This window comes from Novosphingobium sp. (assembly GCF_027531025.1).
Taxonomy (GTDB): Bacteria; Pseudomonadota; Alphaproteobacteria; order Sphingomonadales; family Sphingomonadaceae; genus Novosphingobium.
In genome coordinates, this window is the sequence record NZ_JAPZQX010000005.1 from 153,598 (window position 1) to 173,244 (window position 19,647).

At 66.0% G+C, this 19,647-nt stretch carries 19 protein-coding genes; 6 read left to right on the forward strand and 13 right to left on the reverse strand.

Features of this window, described 5'->3' with window-relative positions:
* The first annotated feature begins 75 nt into the window (after positions 1–75).
* Positions 76–3,057, forward strand: a complete 2,982-nt coding sequence (locus O9281_RS09565) for a TonB-dependent receptor (RefSeq protein WP_298184951.1) — start codon at positions 76–78, stop codon at positions 3,055–3,057.
* 150 nt (positions 3,058–3,207) lie between these two features.
* Here O9281_RS09565 and O9281_RS09570 read toward each other — a convergent pair whose 3' ends face one another.
* A complete protein-coding gene (locus O9281_RS09570) occupies positions 3,208–4,233 on the reverse strand; it encodes a hypothetical protein (RefSeq protein WP_298184953.1) in 1,026 nt (341 codons plus the stop codon).
* Complete coding sequence (locus O9281_RS09575; protein WP_298184956.1) at positions 4,233–5,672, reverse strand: tetratricopeptide repeat-containing sulfotransferase family protein; 1,440 nt, start codon at positions 5,670–5,672, stop codon at positions 4,233–4,235. The genes O9281_RS09570 and O9281_RS09575 overlap by 1 nt, the downstream gene beginning before the upstream one ends.
* 136 nt (positions 5,673–5,808) lie before the next feature.
* Here O9281_RS09575 and O9281_RS09580 point away from each other — a divergent pair, with 136 nt between their 5' ends.
* On the forward strand, positions 5,809–7,095 hold the full coding sequence (locus O9281_RS09580) for an aspartyl/asparaginyl beta-hydroxylase domain-containing protein (protein WP_298184957.1): 1,287 nt from the start codon (positions 5,809–5,811) through the stop codon (positions 7,093–7,095).
* 7 nt (positions 7,096–7,102) lie between these two features.
* Here O9281_RS09580 and O9281_RS09585 read toward each other — a convergent pair whose 3' ends face one another.
* Complete coding sequence (locus tag O9281_RS09585) at positions 7,103–7,633, reverse strand: hypothetical protein (RefSeq protein WP_298184959.1); 531 nt, start codon at positions 7,631–7,633, stop codon at positions 7,103–7,105.
* Positions 7,634–7,801: 168 nt separating this feature from the next.
* On the opposite strand from O9281_RS09585, the gene O9281_RS09590 reads away from it, so the two are divergent.
* Positions 7,802–8,155 carry a hypothetical protein gene (locus tag O9281_RS09590; protein ID WP_298184961.1) on the forward strand — a complete coding sequence of 118 codons (354 nt, stop codon included), beginning with the start codon at positions 7,802–7,804 and terminating at the stop codon, positions 8,153–8,155.
* Positions 8,156–8,226: 71 nt separating this feature from the next.
* Entirely contained in the window at positions 8,227–9,237 is a 1,011-nt protein-coding gene (locus tag O9281_RS09595; protein WP_298184963.1) for an esterase-like activity of phytase family protein, read from the forward strand.
* Between the two features lie 54 nt (positions 9,238–9,291).
* On the opposite strand, the gene rpmB is transcribed toward O9281_RS09595, so the two are convergent.
* On the reverse strand, positions 9,292–9,579 hold the full coding sequence (gene rpmB / locus O9281_RS09600; protein ID WP_298184966.1) for a 50S ribosomal protein L28: 288 nt from the start codon (positions 9,577–9,579) through the stop codon (positions 9,292–9,294).
* 100 nt (positions 9,580–9,679) lie between these two features.
* Between rpmB and O9281_RS09605 the strand changes: the two genes are divergently transcribed.
* Complete coding sequence (locus O9281_RS09605) at positions 9,680–10,135, forward strand: nucleoside deaminase (protein WP_298184968.1); 456 nt, start codon at positions 9,680–9,682, stop codon at positions 10,133–10,135.
* Here O9281_RS09605 and O9281_RS09610 read toward each other — a convergent pair.
* The 4 genes from O9281_RS09610 to O9281_RS09625 all read right to left on the reverse strand — a co-directional run bounded on the left by O9281_RS09610 (position 10,132) and on the right by O9281_RS09625 (position 13,774).
* A complete protein-coding gene (locus tag O9281_RS09610) occupies positions 10,132–10,830 on the reverse strand; it encodes a ribonuclease T (protein ID WP_298184970.1) in 699 nt (232 codons plus the stop codon). The two genes, O9281_RS09605 and O9281_RS09610, sit on opposite strands and share 4 nt — an antisense overlap.
* Positions 10,831–10,840: 10 nt before the next feature.
* Positions 10,841–11,701, reverse strand: a complete 861-nt coding sequence (gene nadC / locus O9281_RS09615) for a carboxylating nicotinate-nucleotide diphosphorylase (RefSeq protein WP_298184972.1) — start codon at positions 11,699–11,701, stop codon at positions 10,841–10,843.
* Positions 11,702–11,792: 91 nt separating this feature from the next.
* Positions 11,793–12,590: a LytTR family DNA-binding domain-containing protein gene (locus O9281_RS09620; protein ID WP_298184974.1), complete on the reverse strand. Its 798-nt coding sequence runs from the start codon at positions 12,588–12,590 to the stop codon at positions 11,793–11,795.
* Positions 12,591–12,616: 26 nt separating this feature from the next.
* Positions 12,617–13,774: a sensor histidine kinase gene (locus O9281_RS09625; protein ID WP_298184976.1), complete on the reverse strand. Its 1,158-nt coding sequence runs from the start codon at positions 13,772–13,774 to the stop codon at positions 12,617–12,619.
* Positions 13,775–13,866: 92 nt separating this feature from the next.
* On the opposite strand from O9281_RS09625, the gene O9281_RS09630 reads away from it, so the two are divergent.
* Positions 13,867–14,481, forward strand: a complete 615-nt coding sequence (locus O9281_RS09630) for an HD domain-containing protein (RefSeq protein ID WP_298184978.1) — start codon at positions 13,867–13,869, stop codon at positions 14,479–14,481.
* A 20-nt stretch (positions 14,482–14,501) separates the two neighbouring features.
* On the opposite strand, the gene O9281_RS09635 is transcribed toward O9281_RS09630, so the two are convergent.
* The 5 genes from O9281_RS09635 to O9281_RS09655 form a co-directional block, all read right to left on the reverse strand.
* Positions 14,502–15,248 (reverse strand): DsbA family protein, encoded by a 747-nt coding sequence (locus tag O9281_RS09635; RefSeq protein ID WP_298184980.1) that lies wholly within the window; start codon positions 15,246–15,248, stop codon positions 14,502–14,504.
* A 10-nt stretch (positions 15,249–15,258) separates the two neighbouring features.
* Positions 15,259–16,611: a M48 family metalloprotease gene (locus O9281_RS09640; RefSeq protein ID WP_298184982.1), complete on the reverse strand. Its 1,353-nt coding sequence runs from the start codon at positions 16,609–16,611 to the stop codon at positions 15,259–15,261.
* A 9-nt stretch (positions 16,612–16,620) separates the two neighbouring features.
* The gene (locus O9281_RS09645) at positions 16,621–17,544 is read right to left on the reverse strand and encodes an alpha/beta hydrolase (RefSeq protein ID WP_298184984.1); all 924 of its coding nucleotides are present in this window, start codon (positions 17,542–17,544) and stop codon (positions 16,621–16,623) included.
* A gap of 109 nt (positions 17,545–17,653) precedes the next feature.
* Complete coding sequence (locus O9281_RS09650) at positions 17,654–19,069, reverse strand: hypothetical protein (RefSeq protein ID WP_298184986.1); 1,416 nt, start codon at positions 19,067–19,069, stop codon at positions 17,654–17,656.
* Between the two features lie 153 nt (positions 19,070–19,222).
* Positions 19,223–19,585: a DUF2141 domain-containing protein gene (locus O9281_RS09655; RefSeq protein WP_298184988.1), complete on the reverse strand. Its 363-nt coding sequence runs from the start codon at positions 19,583–19,585 to the stop codon at positions 19,223–19,225.
* Positions 19,586–19,647: the final 62 nt, after the last annotated feature.

Consider the following 19,647-nt stretch of genomic DNA (forward strand, 5'->3'; position numbering starts at 1 on the left):
ATGCCCCTGTTCGTTTCATGGATGATGACAGGAATCCTGGCGATCAACCCGCCGGATCTACAGAGGGACAGACCTGTGAAAACCACCAAGAAAACGCTCTCGAGCGCGACCTATCTGCAGTCGCTCGCGCTGGCCGGTTCGGCCATCGCCATGCTCGCTTCGACCGGCGCCTATGCGCAGGAAGCCGATGAAGAGAAGGCCGATGAGGCCATCGTCGTCACCGGCTCGCTGATCCGCAACCCGAACCTCGAAGCTTCGAGCCCGATCAACGTCGTGGGCGAGGATGAAATACAGCTCCGCAACACCGGTAGCGCCGAAGAACTGCTGCGCAGCCTGCCCGGCGCGGTTCCGGGCATCGGCTCGGCCGTCAACAACGGCAACAGCGGCTTCGCCTCGGTCGACCTTCGCGGCCTCGGCACGCAGCGCAACCTCGTCCTGCTTGACGGTGACCGCCTGGTCGTCGCCAACCAGCTCGGCACGGTTGACCTCAACAACATCCCGCTCGCCCTCGTCCAGCGCGTCGACGTGCTGACCGGCGGCGCTTCGACCACTTACGGTGCCGACGCCGTGACTGGCGTGGTCAACTTCGTGACCCGCAAGGACTTTGCCGGTGTCAACCTGACCAGCGCCTACAAGATCACTGACGAAGGCGACGGCCAGATCTTCCGTACCGACCTGACCATCGGTGGCAACTTCGACGATGGCCGCGGCAATGCCGTGCTCAGCGTAGGCTACCAGAAAGCCAAGCCGGTCTACCAGGGTGACCGTGACGTTTCGGTCTTCGGCATCAACTCGCGTACCGGCGTTGCTTCGGGTTCGTCGCGCACCTCGGTGCCCACCACGATCGCATTCCCGGGTTCGGTCATTCGCCAGATCAATTCGGGCGGCACCGCTTTCGCCGACTTCTACAACGGGTTCAACTTCAACCCGTACAACATCTATCAGACGCCTTACGAGCGCTTCAACATCTACGGTTCGGCTCGCTACGAAGTGACCGATTCGATCGAAGTCTACGCCCGTGGCGTCTACTCGAAGAACCGCGTCTCGACGATCATCGCTCCGTCGGGGATTTTCGGTGAGGCCCTGACCATTCCGGGCAACAACCCGTTCCTGCCGTCGGCGGTTCGTGACGAGCTCTGCACCCGCGCCGGTATTGCGCTGGGCGCAACCTGCACCGGTGCCGCTGCGCTGCCGTTGCCGGCGGTCTATCGTCGTACCGTGGAAATCGGTCCGCGCGTTTCGGACTACACCACCCAGATGTTCGACTATCGCGCTGGCGTGAAGTGGGACATCAGCGACGGGATCACCTTCGATGTTTCGGGTGCCCATGGCGAAAGCGAACTGGATCAGCTCCAGTCGGGTTACGTGCTGCGTTCGCGCGTCCAGCAGGCTCTCAACGCCTCTTCGTCGAGCGCCTGCACCGTCACCACCAATGGTTGCGTTCCGCTCAACCTGTGGGGCCCGGCGGGCAGCATCACCCCCGCGATGGCGAACTTCCTGAACGGTTCGAGCTTCATCAAGATCAAGAACAAGCTCAGCCAGGTCAAGGGTGTGCTCTCGGGCGACACCGGTCTGGCCCTGGGCGGTGACAATGTCACCTTCGCGCTTGGTGCCGAACATCGCCAGTATAGCTATGACCGCATCCCCGATGCCTTCGCGCAGTCGCCGGGCGAACTCGGCGGGGCCGGCGGCGCCGTGCGGCCGTTCAAGGGTGGCTACAACGTCAGCGAAATCTTCGGCGAACTCAACGCGCCGTTGGTCGAAGATGCTGCCTTCGCCAAGTCGCTGGTGCTTGAACTGGGTGCCCGCTACTCGAGCTACAAGGTCGATGCAGCCGGTAGCCCGAAGTACAACACCTGGACCTACAAGGCCGGTCTGACTTGGGAACCGGTGGAATCGATCAAGCTGCGTGGTAACTACCAGCGTGCGGTGCGCGCGCCGAACATCAACGAACTGTTCGCGCCCGTAGTGACTGGTCTGACCAGCCTCCTGGTTGATCCCTGCGCTGGTACGGCTCCGGTTGGCAACGCCAACCTGACCGCGGCCTGCGTCAACCAGGGTGCTTCGCTGGCCTCGATCGGCCTGATCCCGAACCCGACTGCCAACCAGGCCAACCTGACCTCGGGTGGCAACCCGCTGATCCAGCCAGAAAAGGCCGACACCTTTACCGTGGGTGCGATCTTCCAGCCGGACTTCGTTCCGGGCCTGACGCTGACCGTCGACTACTACAACGTCAAGGTCAACCAGGCGATCACCCTGAAGACCCCGGGCGACATCCTGACGGACTGCTTCACGGCTAACCCGGGCTCGATCACGGCTGCCCAGGCCGCTTCGGCTGCCTGCACCACCAAGATCCGGCGCAACCCGGTGACGGGTGGCCTCAGCGGTTCGGCGCTGACCACCCTCGGTCTGGTTTCGGAGCTGACCAACAACGGTCGTCTGGCGACGAAGGGCATCGATTTTACCATCAATTACAAGCGTGAAATCGGTGCGCTTGGTCTGAACTGGAACCTGTCGGGCAACTGGACCGACTCGCTGACCTTCCGCGCTTCGCCGAGCTCGATCAACCGCGAATGCGTTGGCTACTACTCGGCCAACTGCGGTCCGAGCCTGGGTCAGATCCAGCCGAAGTTCTCGTTCCAGCAGCGTACCACGCTGACCTACGGGGACATCGACTTCTCGATCCTGTGGCGTCACATCGGTTCGGTCCAGTACGAAGGCCAGGCCGCTGACTTTGCTGCTCGCGGCTTCACCACCGCCAGCCGCAACCTGTTCTCGGGCGTGGTTACTAACGCTGCCGGTGCGAGCTCGCCGATGGCGGGCAAGACCTTCAACTTCAACAAGATCGGTGCCTACAACTACATCGACCTGTCGGTGCGCTTCAACGTTAACGACAACCTCGGTGTGACGGTGGGCGTCTCGAACCTGTTCGACAAGACCCCGCCGCTGCTTGGCGACGGTGCCGGTTCGACTGCGGCGAACAGCGGGAACACCTTCCCGTCGACCTACGATCCGCTGGGTCGTGCGTTCAACGCTTCGGTCTCGCTGAAGTTCTAAGAACTTCGGTCAACCGATCGAAAGAAACGGGGGGCGTCCGCAAGGGCGCCCCCTTTTTCGTGGGCTCAGAGTTCGTGATGCGAAGGGCCAGGCGGCAAGGCACCGGGCTGCACCCCAGGCGCGGCTAAGGCACTGCCAACAGGCGAATCTTCAGATGAGGGCGTTCGGCAGGTTCATGGCGAGGCCATTGGCCTGGGCCACAGCCTCGATCCAGGTCGTCACCTTGTCGATCTCGTCGGCGTGAGCGGCTTCGCCAGCCTTGCGGTCAGCCTCGCGCTGACCCGCGGCGAAGGCATCGCCGGTCTTGGTATCGCGGGCGAAGTTCTCTGCAATCGAGGCAGCGATGGTCGCCTCGTCAAGCGACAGGCCGTAAAGCTCGGCCGCCGCGCGCATAGCCTCGGCCGGGCGTGCCACCAGCACTTCGCTGTCCAGTGAGCGCAGCCGTTCCGGCCAGCGTTCCAGCAGGCGATGAAACAGCCGCTGTTGGGCCAGCCAGCCGATCGCGGCGATCTGCAGGTCGCTCTGGCGCAGCCACTGGCTGTCATCGATGCCCATATCAGCCAACAGTCCATCGGCGAGCTGCGCCATGAACAGTTCGCGCACCCACAACCGGCCCCACAAGCCCTTGCGCGCAATCGAGGTTAGGAAGGCCCGCACCGGCGCATGGAGCAGGATCGCCCGGCTGGCGGGACGGATTGCCAGCAAGGGCTGAGTCAAGCCGTTGACGATGTTCGATGGCTTGATCACGGTGGCCTCACCCGGTGTGAATGGGCGGGCCAGCAGGGCCAGACCCTCGTCCATCACCTGGACCATCTGTTGGGGAGGCGCGCCGCGCTGCCGCCAACCGACCATGTCGTTGAGGAACTGCGGCTCCTTGAGCGCGTGCGACTTGCCCGGCAGGTCAAAGCAGGCGGCCAGCAGGGTCGAGCAGCAATAGGCCGAATGAAAGATGAAGTGGACCGATCCGGCTGGCGCTTGCGCAACATCGAGGCGCCGCAACACGCGCGGCCGACTGGCTTCGGGCAGATTCTCATCGGTCAGGAACGGCACGCGCCGCCGCTCATCGCGCGGGGCAGCGACGAAGTGAACGGCATCGTGGCTCGGATCATAACGATGGGCCAGCCAGCTGGCATCGGCCATGGTTTCGCGGACCAGCGCGGCGACGGGATCGTTCATCAGGCCTCCAGACTGCGCAGGATCGGATCGAGGAACTTGCGATAACTCTGCCACCGCCCGGCGGAACGGCGATGGAGCGGCTGGCGTACCTGCCAGGAACTGAGCGTCCGAACCGCCCGATCAACCGGCGCTGGCGTTTGCCCGCCCGCAACCGGATTGATCCCGAGATAACCACCCAAGGCCGCCATGACCGGCTCTGCATCGCTGACCAGCGCCTCATAGTCGAGGTCGAAGATGGTCTCGCCAAACCGCCCGCGCCAGTGCGCCATCAACCGCTGGTACTGCCGGATCCAGTGCGCGGCGGCATCGGCGCTGAAGGTATAGGCCATGCTGTCATCGAAATTGCCGAACAACAGCGAGACCAGGGTATCGCGCGGATCGCGCCGGGTATGGATGATCGGCGCAGCGGGGAACAGCGCGCGGATCAGCCCGATCTGCAGAAAATTGTCGCACCGCTTGTCAATCACCCGCCCGGCGGTGCCGTGCAGCCGGGCCAGCTCGGCGCCATAGGCGGCCCGCTGGGCCGCCAGCGTCGGCTGATCGAGTAGGGCAAGATCCTGCCGCAAGGGCAGGCCAAGTTCGACCGCAATCGCCGGGATCGCTTCCAGCTCGCCCCCCGCTGCCAGGCCAAAGCGTCGCTCCAGCAGCACTTCGGCCAGGGTCGAGCCTGAGCGGAACAGGCCGCAGATGAAGACCGGCTCAAGGCCATCAGCAGGAACAGGATCAAGTCGCGCCGGACCGGCGGCGATGGTTGCGTCGATTAGCCGCTCGGCAGCGCGCGGATCATACCTTACCCGGTGCGTCCGCAGCCGGTTGGCCTGGTCGATCGCGGAAAAGGCCCGGTCAAAATCGCCTACGGCATCGAGCGCGTGACCCAGCGCAAACAGGACTTCGGCCTGGTCATCGGCACGGAACACCACACGCTCACGCAGCAAGGCTTCCAGCCGTGCCGCCGCTCCTTCGGCATCACCACGGTGCAGGTCGACCATCCCGCGGCGCCCATGGGCCCGTCCGCAGGCCGGATCGACCGCCAGCGCCGCCGTGTAAGCCTCGCGCGCCCCGGCATCGTCCCCCAGGTCCTCCAGCAGATTGCCGAGATTGAGCCAGGCCGGCAGGAACGCGGGATTCGCGCGGGTCGCCGCCGCAAGTTCGGTTCGCGCTTCGGCATCCCTGCCGCAATGCTCGGACAGGATCACCGCCAGGTTGAGGTGCACTTCCTCTGGCCGGGCCACGCCGTTTGCCAGCGCCGTGCGATAGGCCTCCACCGCCGGTTCGAACCGCCGCGCGGCGCGCAGGACATAGCCAAGATTGAACCAGCCATCGGCATCGCCCGGTTCCAGGGCCAGGTATTCGCGATAGGCGACCACCGCCTCATCGCGGCGTCCGGCGCGCAGGGCTCCTTCGGCCCGATGCTTCCATTCCAGCGCCGTCTGGCTCACTTTCGTCCGTCCAACTCCGGGCTTTGTCCGCCCCTGTCCTTGACCCGCACCGCATTTGGTTGAAAACGCATGGCCATGCGATGGGTCGGCCTCGGGCTAGGACTTGTCGCCCCGCTTGTCCATAATGGGGTGCACCGTGGAAGACGCATTGCGCAAGCTGCTGGACCAGGCCCAGGCCGCCAAGGCCCGGCAAGATCCGGTTGCCGCCGCCAGCCTGCTCGACCAGGCCCTGGCGCTTGTGCCGGATGATCCCCTGGTGCTCAATTCACGCGGGGTTACGGCGCTGGCCATGCAGGAATTCGCCACGGCCGAAACCATGTTCCTGCGGGCCGCTGCGGCTGATCCGAGCGAAGCCTCGCTGTGGCTCAACGTTGCCACCGCCCGCCGCCACCAGCAGGACGACCATGGCGAGCGCAAGGCGCTGGACGAGGCCTTGGCGATCGACCAGCGCAACTTCATGGCCTTGCTGCGCAAGGCCGAATTGCATGAACGGCGGGGCGAGGGGCCACAGGCTGCGCTCGCCTGGCGCGGGGTTATCGCGCTCGCCCAGATGGCCGAAAGCCCGCCGCCAGGCCTGCAGCCGGTACTCGATCATGCCGAACGGTTCCTGGCCGATCATGCCCGTGAGATGGAACAACGGATCGCCGCCGAGACCACCGACACACGCGCCGGGCTGACCGCAGCCGATACCCGCCGCTTCGATGCCTGTCTCGACGTGCTGATGGGCCGCCGCCGGATCTATCGCAACGAGTGCCACGGGATCGAGTTTCCCTTCCTCCCCGCCGACGAGTTCTTCGCGCGCGACCATTTCCCCTGGCTGGCCGAACTGGAGGCCCGCACCGATGCCATCCGCGACGAGTTGCGCGCGCTGTTGCTGGGCGAGGGCCAGGTGCTGCGGCCCTATGTCACCCAGCGCAAGGGCACGCCCGACAATAAGTGGACGCCGCTGGACAATTCGCTCGATTGGGGGGCTATTTTCCTGTGGGAGTTCGGTCGCCCCAACGCCGCCATCCACGCAGCCTGCCCGCAGACCGTCGCCGCGCTCGAAGCCTTCCAGCGCGCCGATATCCCGGGGCGTGGGCCTACCGCGTTCTTCTCCTTGCTCAAGCCGCGCACCCGGATCCCGCCGCATACCGGGGTGACCAATATCCGCTCGATCGTCCATCTGCCGTTGATCGTGCCGCAAGGCTGCGGCTTCCGGGTGGGCGGCGAGACCCGCGAATGGCGCGAGGGCGAGGCCTTTGTCTTCGATGACACGATCGAGCATGAGGCCTGGAACGACAGCGACGACCTGCGTGCCGTGCTCATCTTCGATGTCTGGAACCCGTGGCTGACCCTGGCCGAACGTGACCTGATCCGGGGTCTTTTCGCCAGCGGTTCAGCCGTGCTCGGCGCGGTGGGGGAAGAGGAGTTCCGGCCTTAAGCCGACCTCAGTTGGCCAGCCGGACCACCCGCACCGCCGCCTTGCCGTTGATATTGGCCATGTAGCTGCCCATCGCGCCCTTGCGGATGCGGATCGTGTGGCCGACCTTGGGAAAGGTTTCGCGACCTTCGGTCTGCTTCCAGCGGGCACCATCGGCCAGGACGAACACCGGATTGCCATCCCCGGCCGAACGAATCGCCGCGATCGTGCTTTCGATCTCGGTCACGTCCTCGTTGTCGCCGCTGCCGAACAGCTTCAGCTTGGGTAGTGACAGGCCAAACAGGCCGCGCTTGGCTTCGCGCATCGTCGCCCGGTCGGCCACGACCAGGTCCTTGGCTGCCCGCGCCGCGTCCATTTCACCCACGGCCTTGTCATAGCAGGCGAGCCGCGCAGCGGGATCGGCAATACCCTTGCAGTCCAGCACGGCCTGGAACACCGGTGGGGGCGGACCATCCTCCTTGTCTGCCGCAGCAAGGGGAGCGGCCAGCAGGGCCAGTGCTGTCGCGAGCGGGGTGGCGGCAAGCGGCAAACGGGACATCGCAGTGCTCCTCGGGTTCGAACCCCCGAACCATGCGTCGGCTGATCGCCAAGGTCAATCGGCGCACCTGGTTCGACCAGCGCGATGTACCGGTCGTCCAGTGGCGTTGCGGCAGCGCGCCAAGACCATGTATGCCTTCGCGCAAGTCCAGGTCAAAGAGGTAAGCCGATGTCCACCTTGTTTGCCATTCTCCTGCTCGCTTCTGCCGCCAATGAAACGGCGGCGCCAGCTGCGGCACCTGCCGCCGCACCGGTTCCGCAGCTAGCCGCCGAAGGGCCGCGCGGCATCATCCGGATGAAGGCCTCGCAGATCAAGGCCTATAACAAGGGGCTCGCCAAGGACCACCCTGCCTATATCCGGTGTGAAAGTCAGCCGGTGACCGGCTCCATCGCCATGCGGCGCAAGGTCTGCCGGACCAACAAGGAATGGGACCGGGTCATTACCCAGGGCAACGAGGAAGCGCGCGGCTTTGTCCAGGACATGAACAAGGGTTGGACCAGCGGTTCCCTTGGCGGCAACTAACTGCAGGCCTTGAGCCGGCCGCAGCTTGATCGCGCTTGATTTGTTCGGCCTGACCGAACACACCTTGGGCCGTGTTCCGCCGGTTTCTGCTTTTCCTACTCGTGCTGGCGCTTGCCGGCACGGTATGGCTGCGTGATCCGCCGCACAGCCACAATCCCAGCCAGGCTGTCACGGTAACAGCCCTGCCCTTGGCCGGTGCGGCAGCAGTCAATCTGGCCCCTTTCCGCATCACCGGGGCATGGCAGCTGTCCAGCGCCAACAGCAATTTCGGTGGTTATTCGGCGCTGGTGGTTCCGGCCCGGGGGTGGCTGCGGGCCTATAGCGACCTTGGACAGCGGCTCGAGCTGCCGCAGCCGGGCCAGCCAGGGCAACCATTCCAGGCCGGGCTGTTCGGACCCGAAGCGCACGCCAAGTCGATGCGCGATGTCGAAGCCGCCAGCCGTGATCCGCTTACCGGCGAAACCTGGCTGACGGCCGAGGGGGCCAATGTGCTGCTCCGGCTGGATTCGCGCGCGCGCGTCGCCGCACGCTTCAAGCCGCGCGAGATGCGCCAGTGGTCGGTCAACAGCGGAGCCGAAGCCATGCTGCGGCGGCGCGACGGCTCGTTCCTGGTCCTCGCCGAAGCCTACGCCAGACTTGGCTGGACTGGCCATGAGGCACTGCACATCGCGCCCGCGACAGATGGTTCGCCGGGGGTGGCCGAGCGCTTCGTCTTCGAGGGGCCGGCGGGCTTTCGCCCGACCGACATGGCCGAACTGCCCGATGGCCGGGTCCTGATCCTGACCCGGCGGCTGCGCTGGCCGATGCCGCCGCGCTTCGGAACCTGGCTGGTGCTCGCGGACCCGCGCGAGATCATGCCTGGTCAATCCTGGCAGAGCACGCCGCTGGTCTCGCTCGACGGGACCGGGCTGGAAGAGAATTATGAAGGCCTGGCGATCGAGCCACTGGTGGACGGGAGGCTGGCAGTCTGGCTGATCAGCGATTCGAACGGGGCAGTGACCCAGCGGACGCTGCTGTTGCGGCTGGAACTCGATCCGGCGGATCTGCCAGCGACGCGGGCAAAGCAAAAGGCGCCCGGCTGACCGGACGCCTCATGCTGGGTGCGGGGCAGGGCGCGCAGTCGCGCCCGGCGCGAATCAGGCGGCTTCCGCCACCTTCTTCAGTTCGCGCTTCACCTTCAGCGCGCTGGCCGAAAGCTTGCTGTCCACGGTCTTCAGCAGCCAGTTGTCCAGCCCGCCAACGTGCTCGACCGAGCGAAGCCCGTGGGTCGAGACGCGGAACTTGAAGCTGCGGTCCAGCTTTTCCGACATCAGCGTGACGTTCTGCAGGTTGGGCAGAAAGACGCGCTTGGTCTTGTTGTTGGCGTGGCTGACGTTGTGGCCAACCTGACGGCCCTTGCCGGTCAGTTCGCAAATCCGGGACATGTCAAAACTCGCTTCGAAAATGGCTACCCGTTCGGGGAGAAGGCGCGCGCATACCGATTCACCCTTGCGGGGTCAAGGTATTGCGGCCAATTCCGCAGAAATGAGCCGTTGGCCCCTGCCCGAACCGATGCAATTGGCCCTGGCCGAGGCCCGGAAGGGCGAATCTGCGGGCGAGGTGCCGATTGGAGCGGTGGTCGTCAGGGATGGCAAGGTGATTGCCGCCGCGCATAACCAGCCGCGCGGGCTGCACGATCCGACCGCCCATGCCGAAGTCTTGGCGATTCGCGCGGCGGCGGCGGCGCTGGGCAACGAACGGCTCGATGGCTGCGAACTGTGGGTCACGCTGGAACCCTGCCCGATGTGCGCGGGTGCAATCAGCCATGCCCGGATTGGCAAGCTCTATTACGCCGCGCCCGATCCCAAGGGCGGGGCGGTGGAACACGGCGCGCGGGTGTTCGACCAGGCCCAGTGCCTGCACCGGCCCGAAGTCTATTCCGGCATGGGCGAGGGTGAGGCGGTCGACCTGCTGCGCGCCTTCTTCGCGGCCAGGCGCTAAAGCCCGCGCCAGATCTTCAGCTTCGCCGCGTCAGGGGGGCCAAAGGTGCCGCGCGGGCAGGCCTTGGGCATGTAATCCAGCCCATAGCAGAGCCGCAGTTCGCGCAGCCAGCCGGTGCGGGTGGTGGCAACGCCCACGGCCTCGCGCGGCCAGTCGGGATTGCGGGCCAGGAACGCGGCGCGCAGATCGCCGACGGTCAGGCCGTCCTGCCGCGACAGGCGATCGGCATCGGGCCATTTCAGCGATTGCCACAGGATCGCGGCGACCTTGAAATAGGCCTCGGGCCGGGTCGCCATGCAGGAACCGTGTTTGGCCCAGGTCCGCTCCAGCAGGCTGAGGCTGGGGGTCATGCAGACGTGTTCGGACAGCTGCGCCAGGGTCGGGCGTGGGGTCAGCGCGCACCATTGCGGCCAGCGCCCGGCGGCGCCCTCGGGCCAGAGGCCATGGAGGATGAAGCCGAACCGCCCGGCCTGCCCGCCGCATTGCAGCGGATCGGTGCGGCCGCGGCTCTTGCAGTGCTCGGGCGACCAGCTGGCGGCAAGGGTATAGCGCGCCACCGGCATGCGCTGGGTCACCTCGTTCTGTACGGGCGGTGATGGCATGGTCAGCCGCGCCGGAACGCGGCACTGATAGGCCTGGGCCAAGGCTGGCAGCGGCAGCAACAGCGCGAGGGCAGCCAATGCGGTTCGGATCATCGGGGGCGGATCATAGCGGCGTGAAATCGAGTCCGATGTCGGCGGCGGGCGCGCTTTGCGTCAGGCGGCCTACCGAGACATAGGTCACGCCGGTGGCGGCAATCGCGGCGATCGTGTCGAGCCGCACCCCGCCCGAAGCCTCGCTCGGCACCCGGCCCGCGATCAGGGCCACGGCCTCGCGCAGCATGGGCACATCCATGTTGTCGAGCAGGATGTGGCTGGCCCCGGCAGCGATTGCGGGCTCGATCTGGTCGAGCCGGTCAACCTCGCAGATGATGTCTTGCACCCCCGCATCGCGCGCGCGGCGTACGGCTTCGGCTACGCCGCCGGCGACGAGGACGTGGTTGTCCTTTATCATCGCCGCGTCCCACAGCCCCATGCGGTGGTTCTTCGCCCCGCCCATGCGGGTGGCGTACTTTTCGAGGTGGCGCAGGCCGGGGATGGTCTTGCGGGTGTCGAGCAGGGTGGCGTTTCCGCCCATCGCCGCAACATAGGTTCGCGTCTTGGTCGCAATGCCGGAGAGATGCTGGACGGTGTTCAGTGCCGCACGCTCAGCCGTCAGCATGGCGCGGGCATTGCCGGAAAGGCGCATCAGGTCCGACCCGGCCGGCACCTGCGCGCCATCCTCGACCAGCACCTCGATTTCCATGTCCGGATCGAGCGCGCGGAAGAACGCTGCGGCAATCGGCAATCCGGCCACGGTGATTGCATCGCGGCTGTCCATCACGCCCGAAAAGCGGGCGTCGGCGGGAATCACGCTTTCGCTGGTCACGTCATGCCCGCCGCCGGGCAGCCCGAGGCCCAGGTCCTCGTCCAGCGTGGCGCGGACAAAGGCGGAGAGGTCAAAGCCGGGGAGAGTGAAATGGGTCATCAAGGTCCTCGTCATCCCGGCGCATGCCGGGATCGCTGGCCGATTGACCTAACCGCCAGCGGTCCCGGGTCAAGCCCGGGACGACGAAGGGTCAATGAACGAACCGCGCCACCACATCGCGGTAGGAGCGGCTCACCTTCACGTCGGCCCCGCTTTCCAGGATCAGGAAGCATTCGCCGTTGGTATGCGGCTTGACCTGGCGGACCTGGTTGAGGTTGACGATCCACGAGCGGTGAACGCGCTGGAACGCGCGCGGATCAAGGCGCCGTTCCAGGTCCTTCATGGTCTCGCGCAGGATCAGGCTGGTCTCGGCGGTGTAGATCACCATGTAGTCGCCCGCCGCTTCGATCCGCTCGATCGAATCGACATCGACCCGGAAGATCTGGCCCTTGTCCTTGATGTTGATGAGCCGCTCATAACGCCCGGCCGCGGGTTCAACTTCGTCGGGCATGGCCGAAACGGCATCGGGGGCCACTTCGGCCAGCACCGACTTGAGCTTCTCCGCTTCTTCGGCCGAGCGCTTTTCAGCCAGGCGCTGGCGCACGCGTTCCAGCGTATCGGCCAGCTTGTCCTCGTCGACTGGCTTCATCAGGTAATTGACGGCATTGGCCTCGAACGCACGCACGGCGTGTTCCTGGTAAGCGGTGACGAAGACGATCAGGGGCGGATCGATCTCCATGATCCCCTTGACCACGCTGAACCCGTCGAAGCCGGGCATCTGGATGTCGAGGAACACCAGGTCCGGCTTTTCGGTCTTGATCTTGCGGATCGCCTCGCGCCCGTTGGAACAGGTGTCGATGATCTCGACATCGGGGAAGGCCTGGAGGCGCAGCATCAGGCCCTGGATGGCCAGTTTCTCGTCATCGACCAGGATGGTGCGGATGGTCATGGCTCTAGGGGTCCTTGAAAAGGGGTTCAGCCGGCCAGCGCAGGAACGCGCTGGGCCGGAGGCAGGGCGGCCTCGCGCCGCTCGAACGGGATCTCGATCAGCACGGCAAAGCCGCCGTCGGCTGGCTCGAAGGTTTCGAACCGGTGCGTCTCGCCATAGGCCTGGGCCAGCCGGTCGCGAATATTGGCCAGCCCAACGCCGGTGGAAACCTGTTCGCCGCCATCGAAAGTCACGCCGGCAAACCTGTTGTCGCTGCCGGGGTTTTGCAATCCCGGCCCGGTATCGGAGACGGTGATGCGAAGGTTGGGTCCGACGAGTTGCGTGGCAATCGTGATCTCGGCCCCGCTTTCCTGTGGGCTTACCGCATACTTGATCGCGTTCTCGACCAGCGGCTGGAGCAGCAGCGAGGGTAGCAAGGCCTGTTCGGACAGCGGATCGATCCGGAAACTGGTCCGCAGCCGCTCCTCGAACCGCATCCGCTCGATATCGAGGTAGAGCTTCAGCGTTTCCACCTCCTGCGCCACAGTCACGCGGCCGGTCGGCTCGTTGACCAGGGTATAGCGCAGGAACGAGGATAGCCGGCTGAGCATGGCATTGGCCGGTTCGGTCTGCTTCAGCAGGACCAGGGTGGAGATCGAGTTGAGCGTATTGAACAGGAAGTGCGGGTTCAGCTGATAGCGCAGCATGGCCAATTGCGCCTGGGTCGCCTGGTTTTCCAGCCGGATCAGCTGGTCGTTCTGTTCCTCGATCTGCAGGAAGAAGTTGATCGCGTAGTAAAGCGCCGACCAGGCCCCCAGCAGCGTCGCGTCGATATAGAACAGGCCAATGAAGCGCTGCGCCACCCCGGCGGTGCCATCGGCGTAATAGAGCGCGTTCACCCAGGCATCGATGAAGGCATAGAAGGCCACCGCGATCGGCAGGACCAGCGCCGTTACCCCCCAGGTGATCAGCGGACGACGGTTGATCAGCTGGCGATAGATCACCGAGAGAATCAGGGTGATCGAAAAGCCGGTGATGGTGGAAATCAGCACCAGCACTAGGAAGCTCAGCGAAATGCCGTTGGCGATGCCCGACATCGCGCGCAGCAGCATGGCACCGCCCCAGCCCAGCGCCTGCAGGCGCCAGAATGCGCGGTTCTTGTTGGCGAAAAACGGGGTCGGTTGAAAGGGCAGGGCCACGGCCATGACCCGATCATAGCGAAAACCTTGGGCCCTCGCGAATGTTTTGCGAATGGCCCGGCTTTGGGTTAGCTTTTGCGGCAACAAGGGAGAGCAAGATGGCCGATATCGACAGCCCGATCCATCCGCATGGCCAAGGCCACGAACGCGCGAAGTTCCGCGCCATGACCGAAGGCACTCAGGAAGACTGGTCGCTGATTTCCAGCGAGTACATGGCTTTTGCCCGGGAACTGCCCGACCGGGTGCTGGCCCACCTCAAGCTGCTCGACGGCGATTTCGGCGGCTTCCCGGTCGACCGGCTGCAGCACAGCCTGCAGACCGCCACCCGCGCCCACCGCGACGGGCGCGACGAGGCCTATGTGGTGATGGCCCTGCTGCATGACATCGGCGATACCCTGGGCACCTATAACCACCCGGAAGTGGCCGCCTCGATCATCAAGCCGTTCGTGTCGGAAGAGATCCACTGGATCTGCCAGAACCATGGCGCGTTCCAGGGCTATTACTATTTCCACTATGTCGGCATGGACCGCAACATTCGCGACCGGTTCCTGGGCAACCCGCATTTCGCGGCCTGCGCCGAATTCTGCGAAAAGTACGATCAGGCCGCCTTCGATCCCGACTACGACAGCGAGCCGCTGGAATTCTTCGAGCCGATGCTGCGCCGGGTCATGGCCCGCCCGATCAACTCGATGTACGCCAAGCTCGCCGAGTAAGGGCTGTCGGAGCAGGGCGCTCAGCCCTGCTTCTTCGCCTCGTCGATCGCGTTCTGCAGCACTTCGCGGCCGACCGCCCCGGCCAGCATCTGGTCACCCACGACGAAGGCCGGGGTTCCATCGATCCGCAACTGCTGGGCGAAGGTCAGGTTCTGCTTGAGCTCGGCCTCGATCCGCGGCTCGGCGGCAGTGCGCCGCGCGCGGTCCAGATCGAGGCCCGCGGCCCGCGCGGCTTGCTCGATTGACTGGCCGTCGGGCCGACCGGCGGCGAACATCGCCTTGTGGAAGGCCTCGAACCGGCCCTGCTCGGCCGCCGCCAGCGCCCAGCGGGCGGCATCGGCGCTGGCCGGGGAGAGGATCGGCAGTTCGCGGATCACCACTTTCAGATCCGGGTTGGCGGCGATCAGGGCCTCGACCTCGGGCACGCTGGCCCGGCAATAGCCGCAGGCATAGTCGGTAAATTCGATCAGCGTAACGCTGCCCGCCGGATTGCCCAGCACGGCCCCGGGAAAGGCCTTTTCCAGATCGTCCCCGGAGCTGGCCAGCTGCTTCTGCGCCTCGCGCTGTTGCAGGCGCTGCATTGCTTCGGGCAGGATTTCGGGGTTTTCCAACAGGTAATCACGCACCACCTGTTCGATCGCGGCCTTGTCGGTCGGGGCGGCTGAGCGCGTCCCCCAGAGCCAGCCGCCCAGCCCGCCGGCCAGTGCGGTCACGGCCAGGGCGAGGATCATCCAGGGCGAGCGAAAGCTAGGTTGCGATGCGGTCATCCCGCAGCGTCTATCGGCGTTTGTTCGCCCGTTCAATCGCGGCGCGCGCCTGCATGGCGATATCCTGGGCGCGCAGCCAGTCGGCCGAACCGCGCGGCAGGCCCGCTTCGGCCGCTTCGGCGCTGCGCAGCGCCTGGGCCATCTGCCAGTTCATCACCTGCTGTTCGGCGCTGGCCAGCCGGGCCCGGGCCGTATCACCGTTGGCGGCATAGACCACTCCCAGCTGGTACCAGGCGAAAGGATTCTCCCGGTCGCGCGCCACGGCATTCTTGAGCACGCTTTCGGCTTCGCGGAAGTTGAGCGGGTTCTCGGTCGCGATCAGGGCGTGGCCGAAGATCGTCGCGATCAGCGGCTGGTTGCCCGACAGGGCAGTGGCACGGCGCAGGTAGTCCAGCGCCTCGCCCGGCCGACCGGTCTCAAGCAGGATCTGGCCCTTCAGCTCGAGGAAATAGGGATCGCTTGGCGCCTTGGCGATCAGCGCGTCGGCCTCGGCCATGGCCTTTTCCGGGAAGGCCTGCTTGTGCCAGGCATAGGCGCGGGCATAGCGCGCGGGCACGTCGGTCATGGTTTCCGGATAGGTCCGCAGCACCTGGGCCGGTTCATTGAGATAGCCGAAAAGCTTGGCCTTGGCGCGCTGGAAGCGGGCTTCCAGCACGGGGTCGGACGGCTTGTTCCAGGCCGGATCGGCCATGTAGGTATCGGTCAGCGTGGCGATGCGATCGCCGGTCATCGGGTGGGTGCGGTAGAATTCGTTGTCCGGCGTGCGGGTATAGCCATAGCGGAATTCCATGTTCTGGAGCCGCTTGAAGAATTCGATCGAGCCGCGTCCGGTAATCCCGGCGCGGGACAGGTACTGCGCCCCGGCGGCATCGGCCGAGGCTTCCTGGCTGCGGTTGAACGACAGGAACTTGCCCAGCGCGGCCTGCTGTCCGGCCATGATCACGCCCATCGCCGCATCGCCCGCGCCAGCGGCCGCCGCCGCCACGCCCAGCAGCAGCGAGAGGATCGAGATCCCCTGTGCGGCCTTGCCCCCGCCATCGCTGATCACATGGCCGCCGGTGATGTGGCCCAGTTCGTGGGCGATCACGCCCTGCACCTCGTTGGCGGAGCCCGCCGCGTTGATCAGCCCGGAATGGAGATAGACCACCTGCCCGCCCGCCACGAAGGCGTTGAGCGAGGGATCGTTGATCAGAACGACATCGACATTGCGCGGATCGAGTTCGGCGGCGCGCACCAGTGGCTCAGCCATGTCGCGCAGCAGCGCCTCGGTCTCGGCATCGCGCAGGATCGATTGCGCCGCCGCAGGCTGGATGGTCAGCGCAAGGGCGGAGAGCAGGGCAAGCAGGCGGGCAGGGAGACGCATCACGGTGTCCTATTGATCGCCCGGCGCCTGAACCGGCGCTGAAGCCGGGGTGGCGGCCATGAAGGCCAGGGCGGCCTGGCGCACGCGGTCATCGCCGGCAAAGGGCCAGGCCAGCACCTTGACCGTACCGGCATGATCGACCTGCGGCAGGACCAGCAGTTCTGCTCTGGCTCCGGCCGTGGTCAGCGCCTGGGCCAGCACGCGGCTGTTGCGCGGCTTCACCGTCACGTCGGCATCGCCCGTGACCAGCAGCATCGGCGGCGCATCGCCGCGCACGAAGCGGATCGGCTGGGTGATGGCCGGATCGGCGACATGGCCAAAGGCATTGCGCGCCGAATCCGAGGTGAAGGGATGAAAATCATAGGGTCCGGACAGGCCGACAACGCCTTTCACGAAGCCGGCGGGCAGGCGCTCATGCTCCAGCCAGCGGCGTTCCAGCCCCAGCATAGCGGCGATATAGCCCCCGGCGGAATGGCCCATCAGGAACACCCGGTCGGGATCGCCGCCCAGTGCGCCCACGTTGCCCCTTACCCAGCTCAGGGCGGCGGCACCGTCTTCAAGCATGGCCGGATAGGCCCCTTCGGGCACCAGCCGATAGCCCGGCAGCACGACCACATAGCCAGCCCGGGCAAAGGCCCGTCCGACGAAGCGATAGTCCTCCGCCCGGCCCGAATGCCAGCCACCGCCGTGGAAGAACACCAGCACCGGGTGCGGGCCGGGAGCGTTAGGCGCGATCACGTCCAGCCGCTGGGCCGGAGCCGGGCCATAGCGCACCCCGCTCGCCGCCACGGCGGTGCCGTCGGTGCTGGCCATTGTCCGGTCCGCCAGTTCCAGCAGGCCGACCGCGCCGGTCGCATGGGCATAACGCCAGCCGCCAAACAGCGCGGCCGCCAGCACCAGCACGATCGTGACCGTCCAGCCGATCCAGCCCATTCCAGCAAGTCTCCCGCGCGCGGCCATGCGCGGCTGTCTAACGCCCAAACGCGAAGGGCGCCATGCCCTTCGGCACGGCCCCCCCTCGCTGTTTCATGATTCGAGGCGGTCAGCCCAGCAGGCGGCGCGCGGCGCGCTCCAGAAGGGGCACATCGTCGCCCACTTCGCCCAGCAGGACCACTTCCCCGCTCGGCAGGCGGCGGGCCAGCAGCAGGGTGAACTCGCTGCCTTCGGGCGGGACGGCTTCGAAGGGGAACATTTCCATGGCGCGCAGCTTGCGGGCCAGCGCCTCACGCGGGGTTTCGCGCGCGGCTTCGTCCAACCCGGCTTCGGCGCGCTTGGCCCGGCGTTCTTCGTTGACGACCCCCTTGAGCCCGCCCGGTGCGCGGCTGAGGTAGTCGGCCAGGCTGCCCCGGGCGAGGCCCAGGCGGTGTGCGTGGCTCAGCGCCGAGGCATATTCGGTCAGGCGCGTCTTGTCGTAATCGGCGCCGAAGACCAGCTTGACCACTGGCGTCATTGGCGCGCGGTCCTGCACGGTCAGCCCGGATTCGGCAACGATCTCGCTGAACTCCTCGGGTGCCTCGACTGCGGCGAGCGAAAAGTCATAGGCCCGTCCGATCGCGGCGTAGAGCGTCTGGCGGGTGCGATCCTCGCTGCCGCGCGCGGCTTCGGCCAGTTCGCGGGCCGAGGCCAGCCAGTCGGCCAGGCCCATGTCGGCGGCGGCGACCTCGGGAATGGCGGTGGCCACCGGCGCGACGAACTCGTCGATCCCGGCAGCGATCGCGCCAAAGGCGGGTTCGGGGAAGCTGACGCCATCGTCCAGCGCCGGAGCAAACCCGGCCAGGTCCAGCACATTGGCATCATCGTGGTCGGTCGGACCATCGGCCCAGTCGGTCAGCTCGTCGTGGCGCACTTCGGGAGTCTTGACCTCCAGCGCCTGGTCGATCTCGAGCAGCAGCTCGTCGGCGGTGTGCTGGTCGGCCAGCTCCTTCCAGTTGATCACGCCATAGATGAAGTCGATGGTGTCATCGTCGCTCGAGAACGGCAGCAGGATCCCGCGGTAGAGGATCGTCGCCTCGCGCTGGTTGACGAATTCGGCCTCGAACCCGATCGGCGCCTGGTTGGCGAGGATCTGCATGTAGTGATCGGTGATGCGCGACAGCAGCGAACGGCTCGGCACGTCGTCCAGCGTCTCGATCGGGCCTTCGGCGCCGCATTCCAGGGCCAGCTTGTCGCCCAGGAACTGGATCGAGGGGTTTTCGATCCCGGCAGAGAAGTCCAGCAGCACGCTGTAGGGGCCGAAATCGGGCAGGTCGTCCGGATTGAGATCCTCGATCGAGGGGAACGACCGCTCGCCCAGCAGGCTGGCCCAGTGGTTGTAGGCGCGCACCTGCATGCGGCGCTCGTCCTGGCCCACCGGGGTCGGCGGCGGTTCGCGGGTCGCTTCATCGTCGTGCGAATCGAGATCGGGCCAGTCGTCGCCCGAATCGGCGTGATCGACGAAATTCCCGCGGTACGTGTCCATGTGGCAACCCCACCAGTGTCCCTGTTGAGGCTGTTCTGGCGCGACATGGTAAATTAAGCGTTAAGTTGCGCCATCTTCCTTGCGGTTGGCGAAAATGACGTCACGACGTCGCCGCCATTGCCGGGCGGCGATTGTGCCACGATCAGAACAGGTTCAGAACAGGTAGCGCATCCGGGCCTGCTGTTCGACCGCCGCCCCGCTGACGTCAAAGGCGGCCTTGTCGAACTTGGGTGGTCCCATCCGCACCGGGGCATCGCGGGAAAAGCCATAGCCCTCCTTTGGCATCATCAGCGCCATGTCCATCTTGCGGTTGGCGTTCTCGTCATGGATCATCGAGATCGCATAGCGCCCGGCCGGAACCGCGCCGAAGCTGATCCGCACCGTGGTGCCGGCCGGCACGATCGCATTGCGCGCGGCCGGGTCCTTGCGGCAATCGGGAAAGCCCTTGGGCTGGGCGGTCAGGCAGGCCAGCACCTGGCCCTTGGCGTTGCGCAGGCCGGTTACGACGACGCTCACCTCGGTCAGCCCTGCAGCCGGACCGGGCTCGGAGGCGCCCGCGCCCGCCAGCGGCAGAACCA

Excerpts from the sequence above, each read along its gene's own strand:
- O9281_RS09570 (WP_298184953.1), bottom strand. The coding sequence starts at position 4,233 with ATGAACGATCCCGTCGCCGCGCTGGTCCGCGAAACCATGGCCGATGCC.
- O9281_RS09585 (WP_298184959.1), bottom strand. The coding sequence starts at position 7,633 with ATGTCCCGTTTGCCGCTTGCCGCCACCCCGCTCGCGACAGCACTGGCC.
- O9281_RS09590 (WP_298184961.1), top strand. The coding sequence starts at position 7,802 with ATGTCCACCTTGTTTGCCATTCTCCTGCTCGCTTCTGCCGCCAATGAA.
- rpmB (WP_298184966.1), bottom strand. The coding sequence starts at position 9,579 with ATGTCCCGGATTTGCGAACTGACCGGCAAGGGCCGTCAGGTTGGCCAC.
- O9281_RS09605 (WP_298184968.1), top strand. The coding sequence starts at position 9,680 with ATGAGCCGTTGGCCCCTGCCCGAACCGATGCAATTGGCCCTGGCCGAG.
- O9281_RS09610 (WP_298184970.1), bottom strand. The coding sequence starts at position 10,830 with ATGATCCGAACCGCATTGGCTGCCCTCGCGCTGTTGCTGCCGCTGCCA.
- nadC (WP_298184972.1), bottom strand. The coding sequence starts at position 11,701 with ATGACCCATTTCACTCTCCCCGGCTTTGACCTCTCCGCCTTTGTCCGC.
- O9281_RS09620 (WP_298184974.1), bottom strand. The coding sequence starts at position 12,590 with ATGACCATCCGCACCATCCTGGTCGATGACGAGAAACTGGCCATCCAG.
- O9281_RS09625 (WP_298184976.1), bottom strand. The coding sequence starts at position 13,774 with ATGGCCGTGGCCCTGCCCTTTCAACCGACCCCGTTTTTCGCCAACAAG.
- O9281_RS09630 (WP_298184978.1), top strand. The coding sequence starts at position 13,867 with ATGGCCGATATCGACAGCCCGATCCATCCGCATGGCCAAGGCCACGAA.
- O9281_RS09635 (WP_298184980.1), bottom strand. The coding sequence starts at position 15,248 with ATGACCGCATCGCAACCTAGCTTTCGCTCGCCCTGGATGATCCTCGCC.
- O9281_RS09640 (WP_298184982.1), bottom strand. The coding sequence starts at position 16,611 with ATGCGTCTCCCTGCCCGCCTGCTTGCCCTGCTCTCCGCCCTTGCGCTG.
- O9281_RS09645 (WP_298184984.1), bottom strand. The coding sequence starts at position 17,544 with ATGGGCTGGATCGGCTGGACGGTCACGATCGTGCTGGTGCTGGCGGCC.
- O9281_RS09650 (WP_298184986.1), bottom strand. The coding sequence starts at position 19,069 with ATGGACACGTACCGCGGGAATTTCGTCGATCACGCCGATTCGGGCGAC.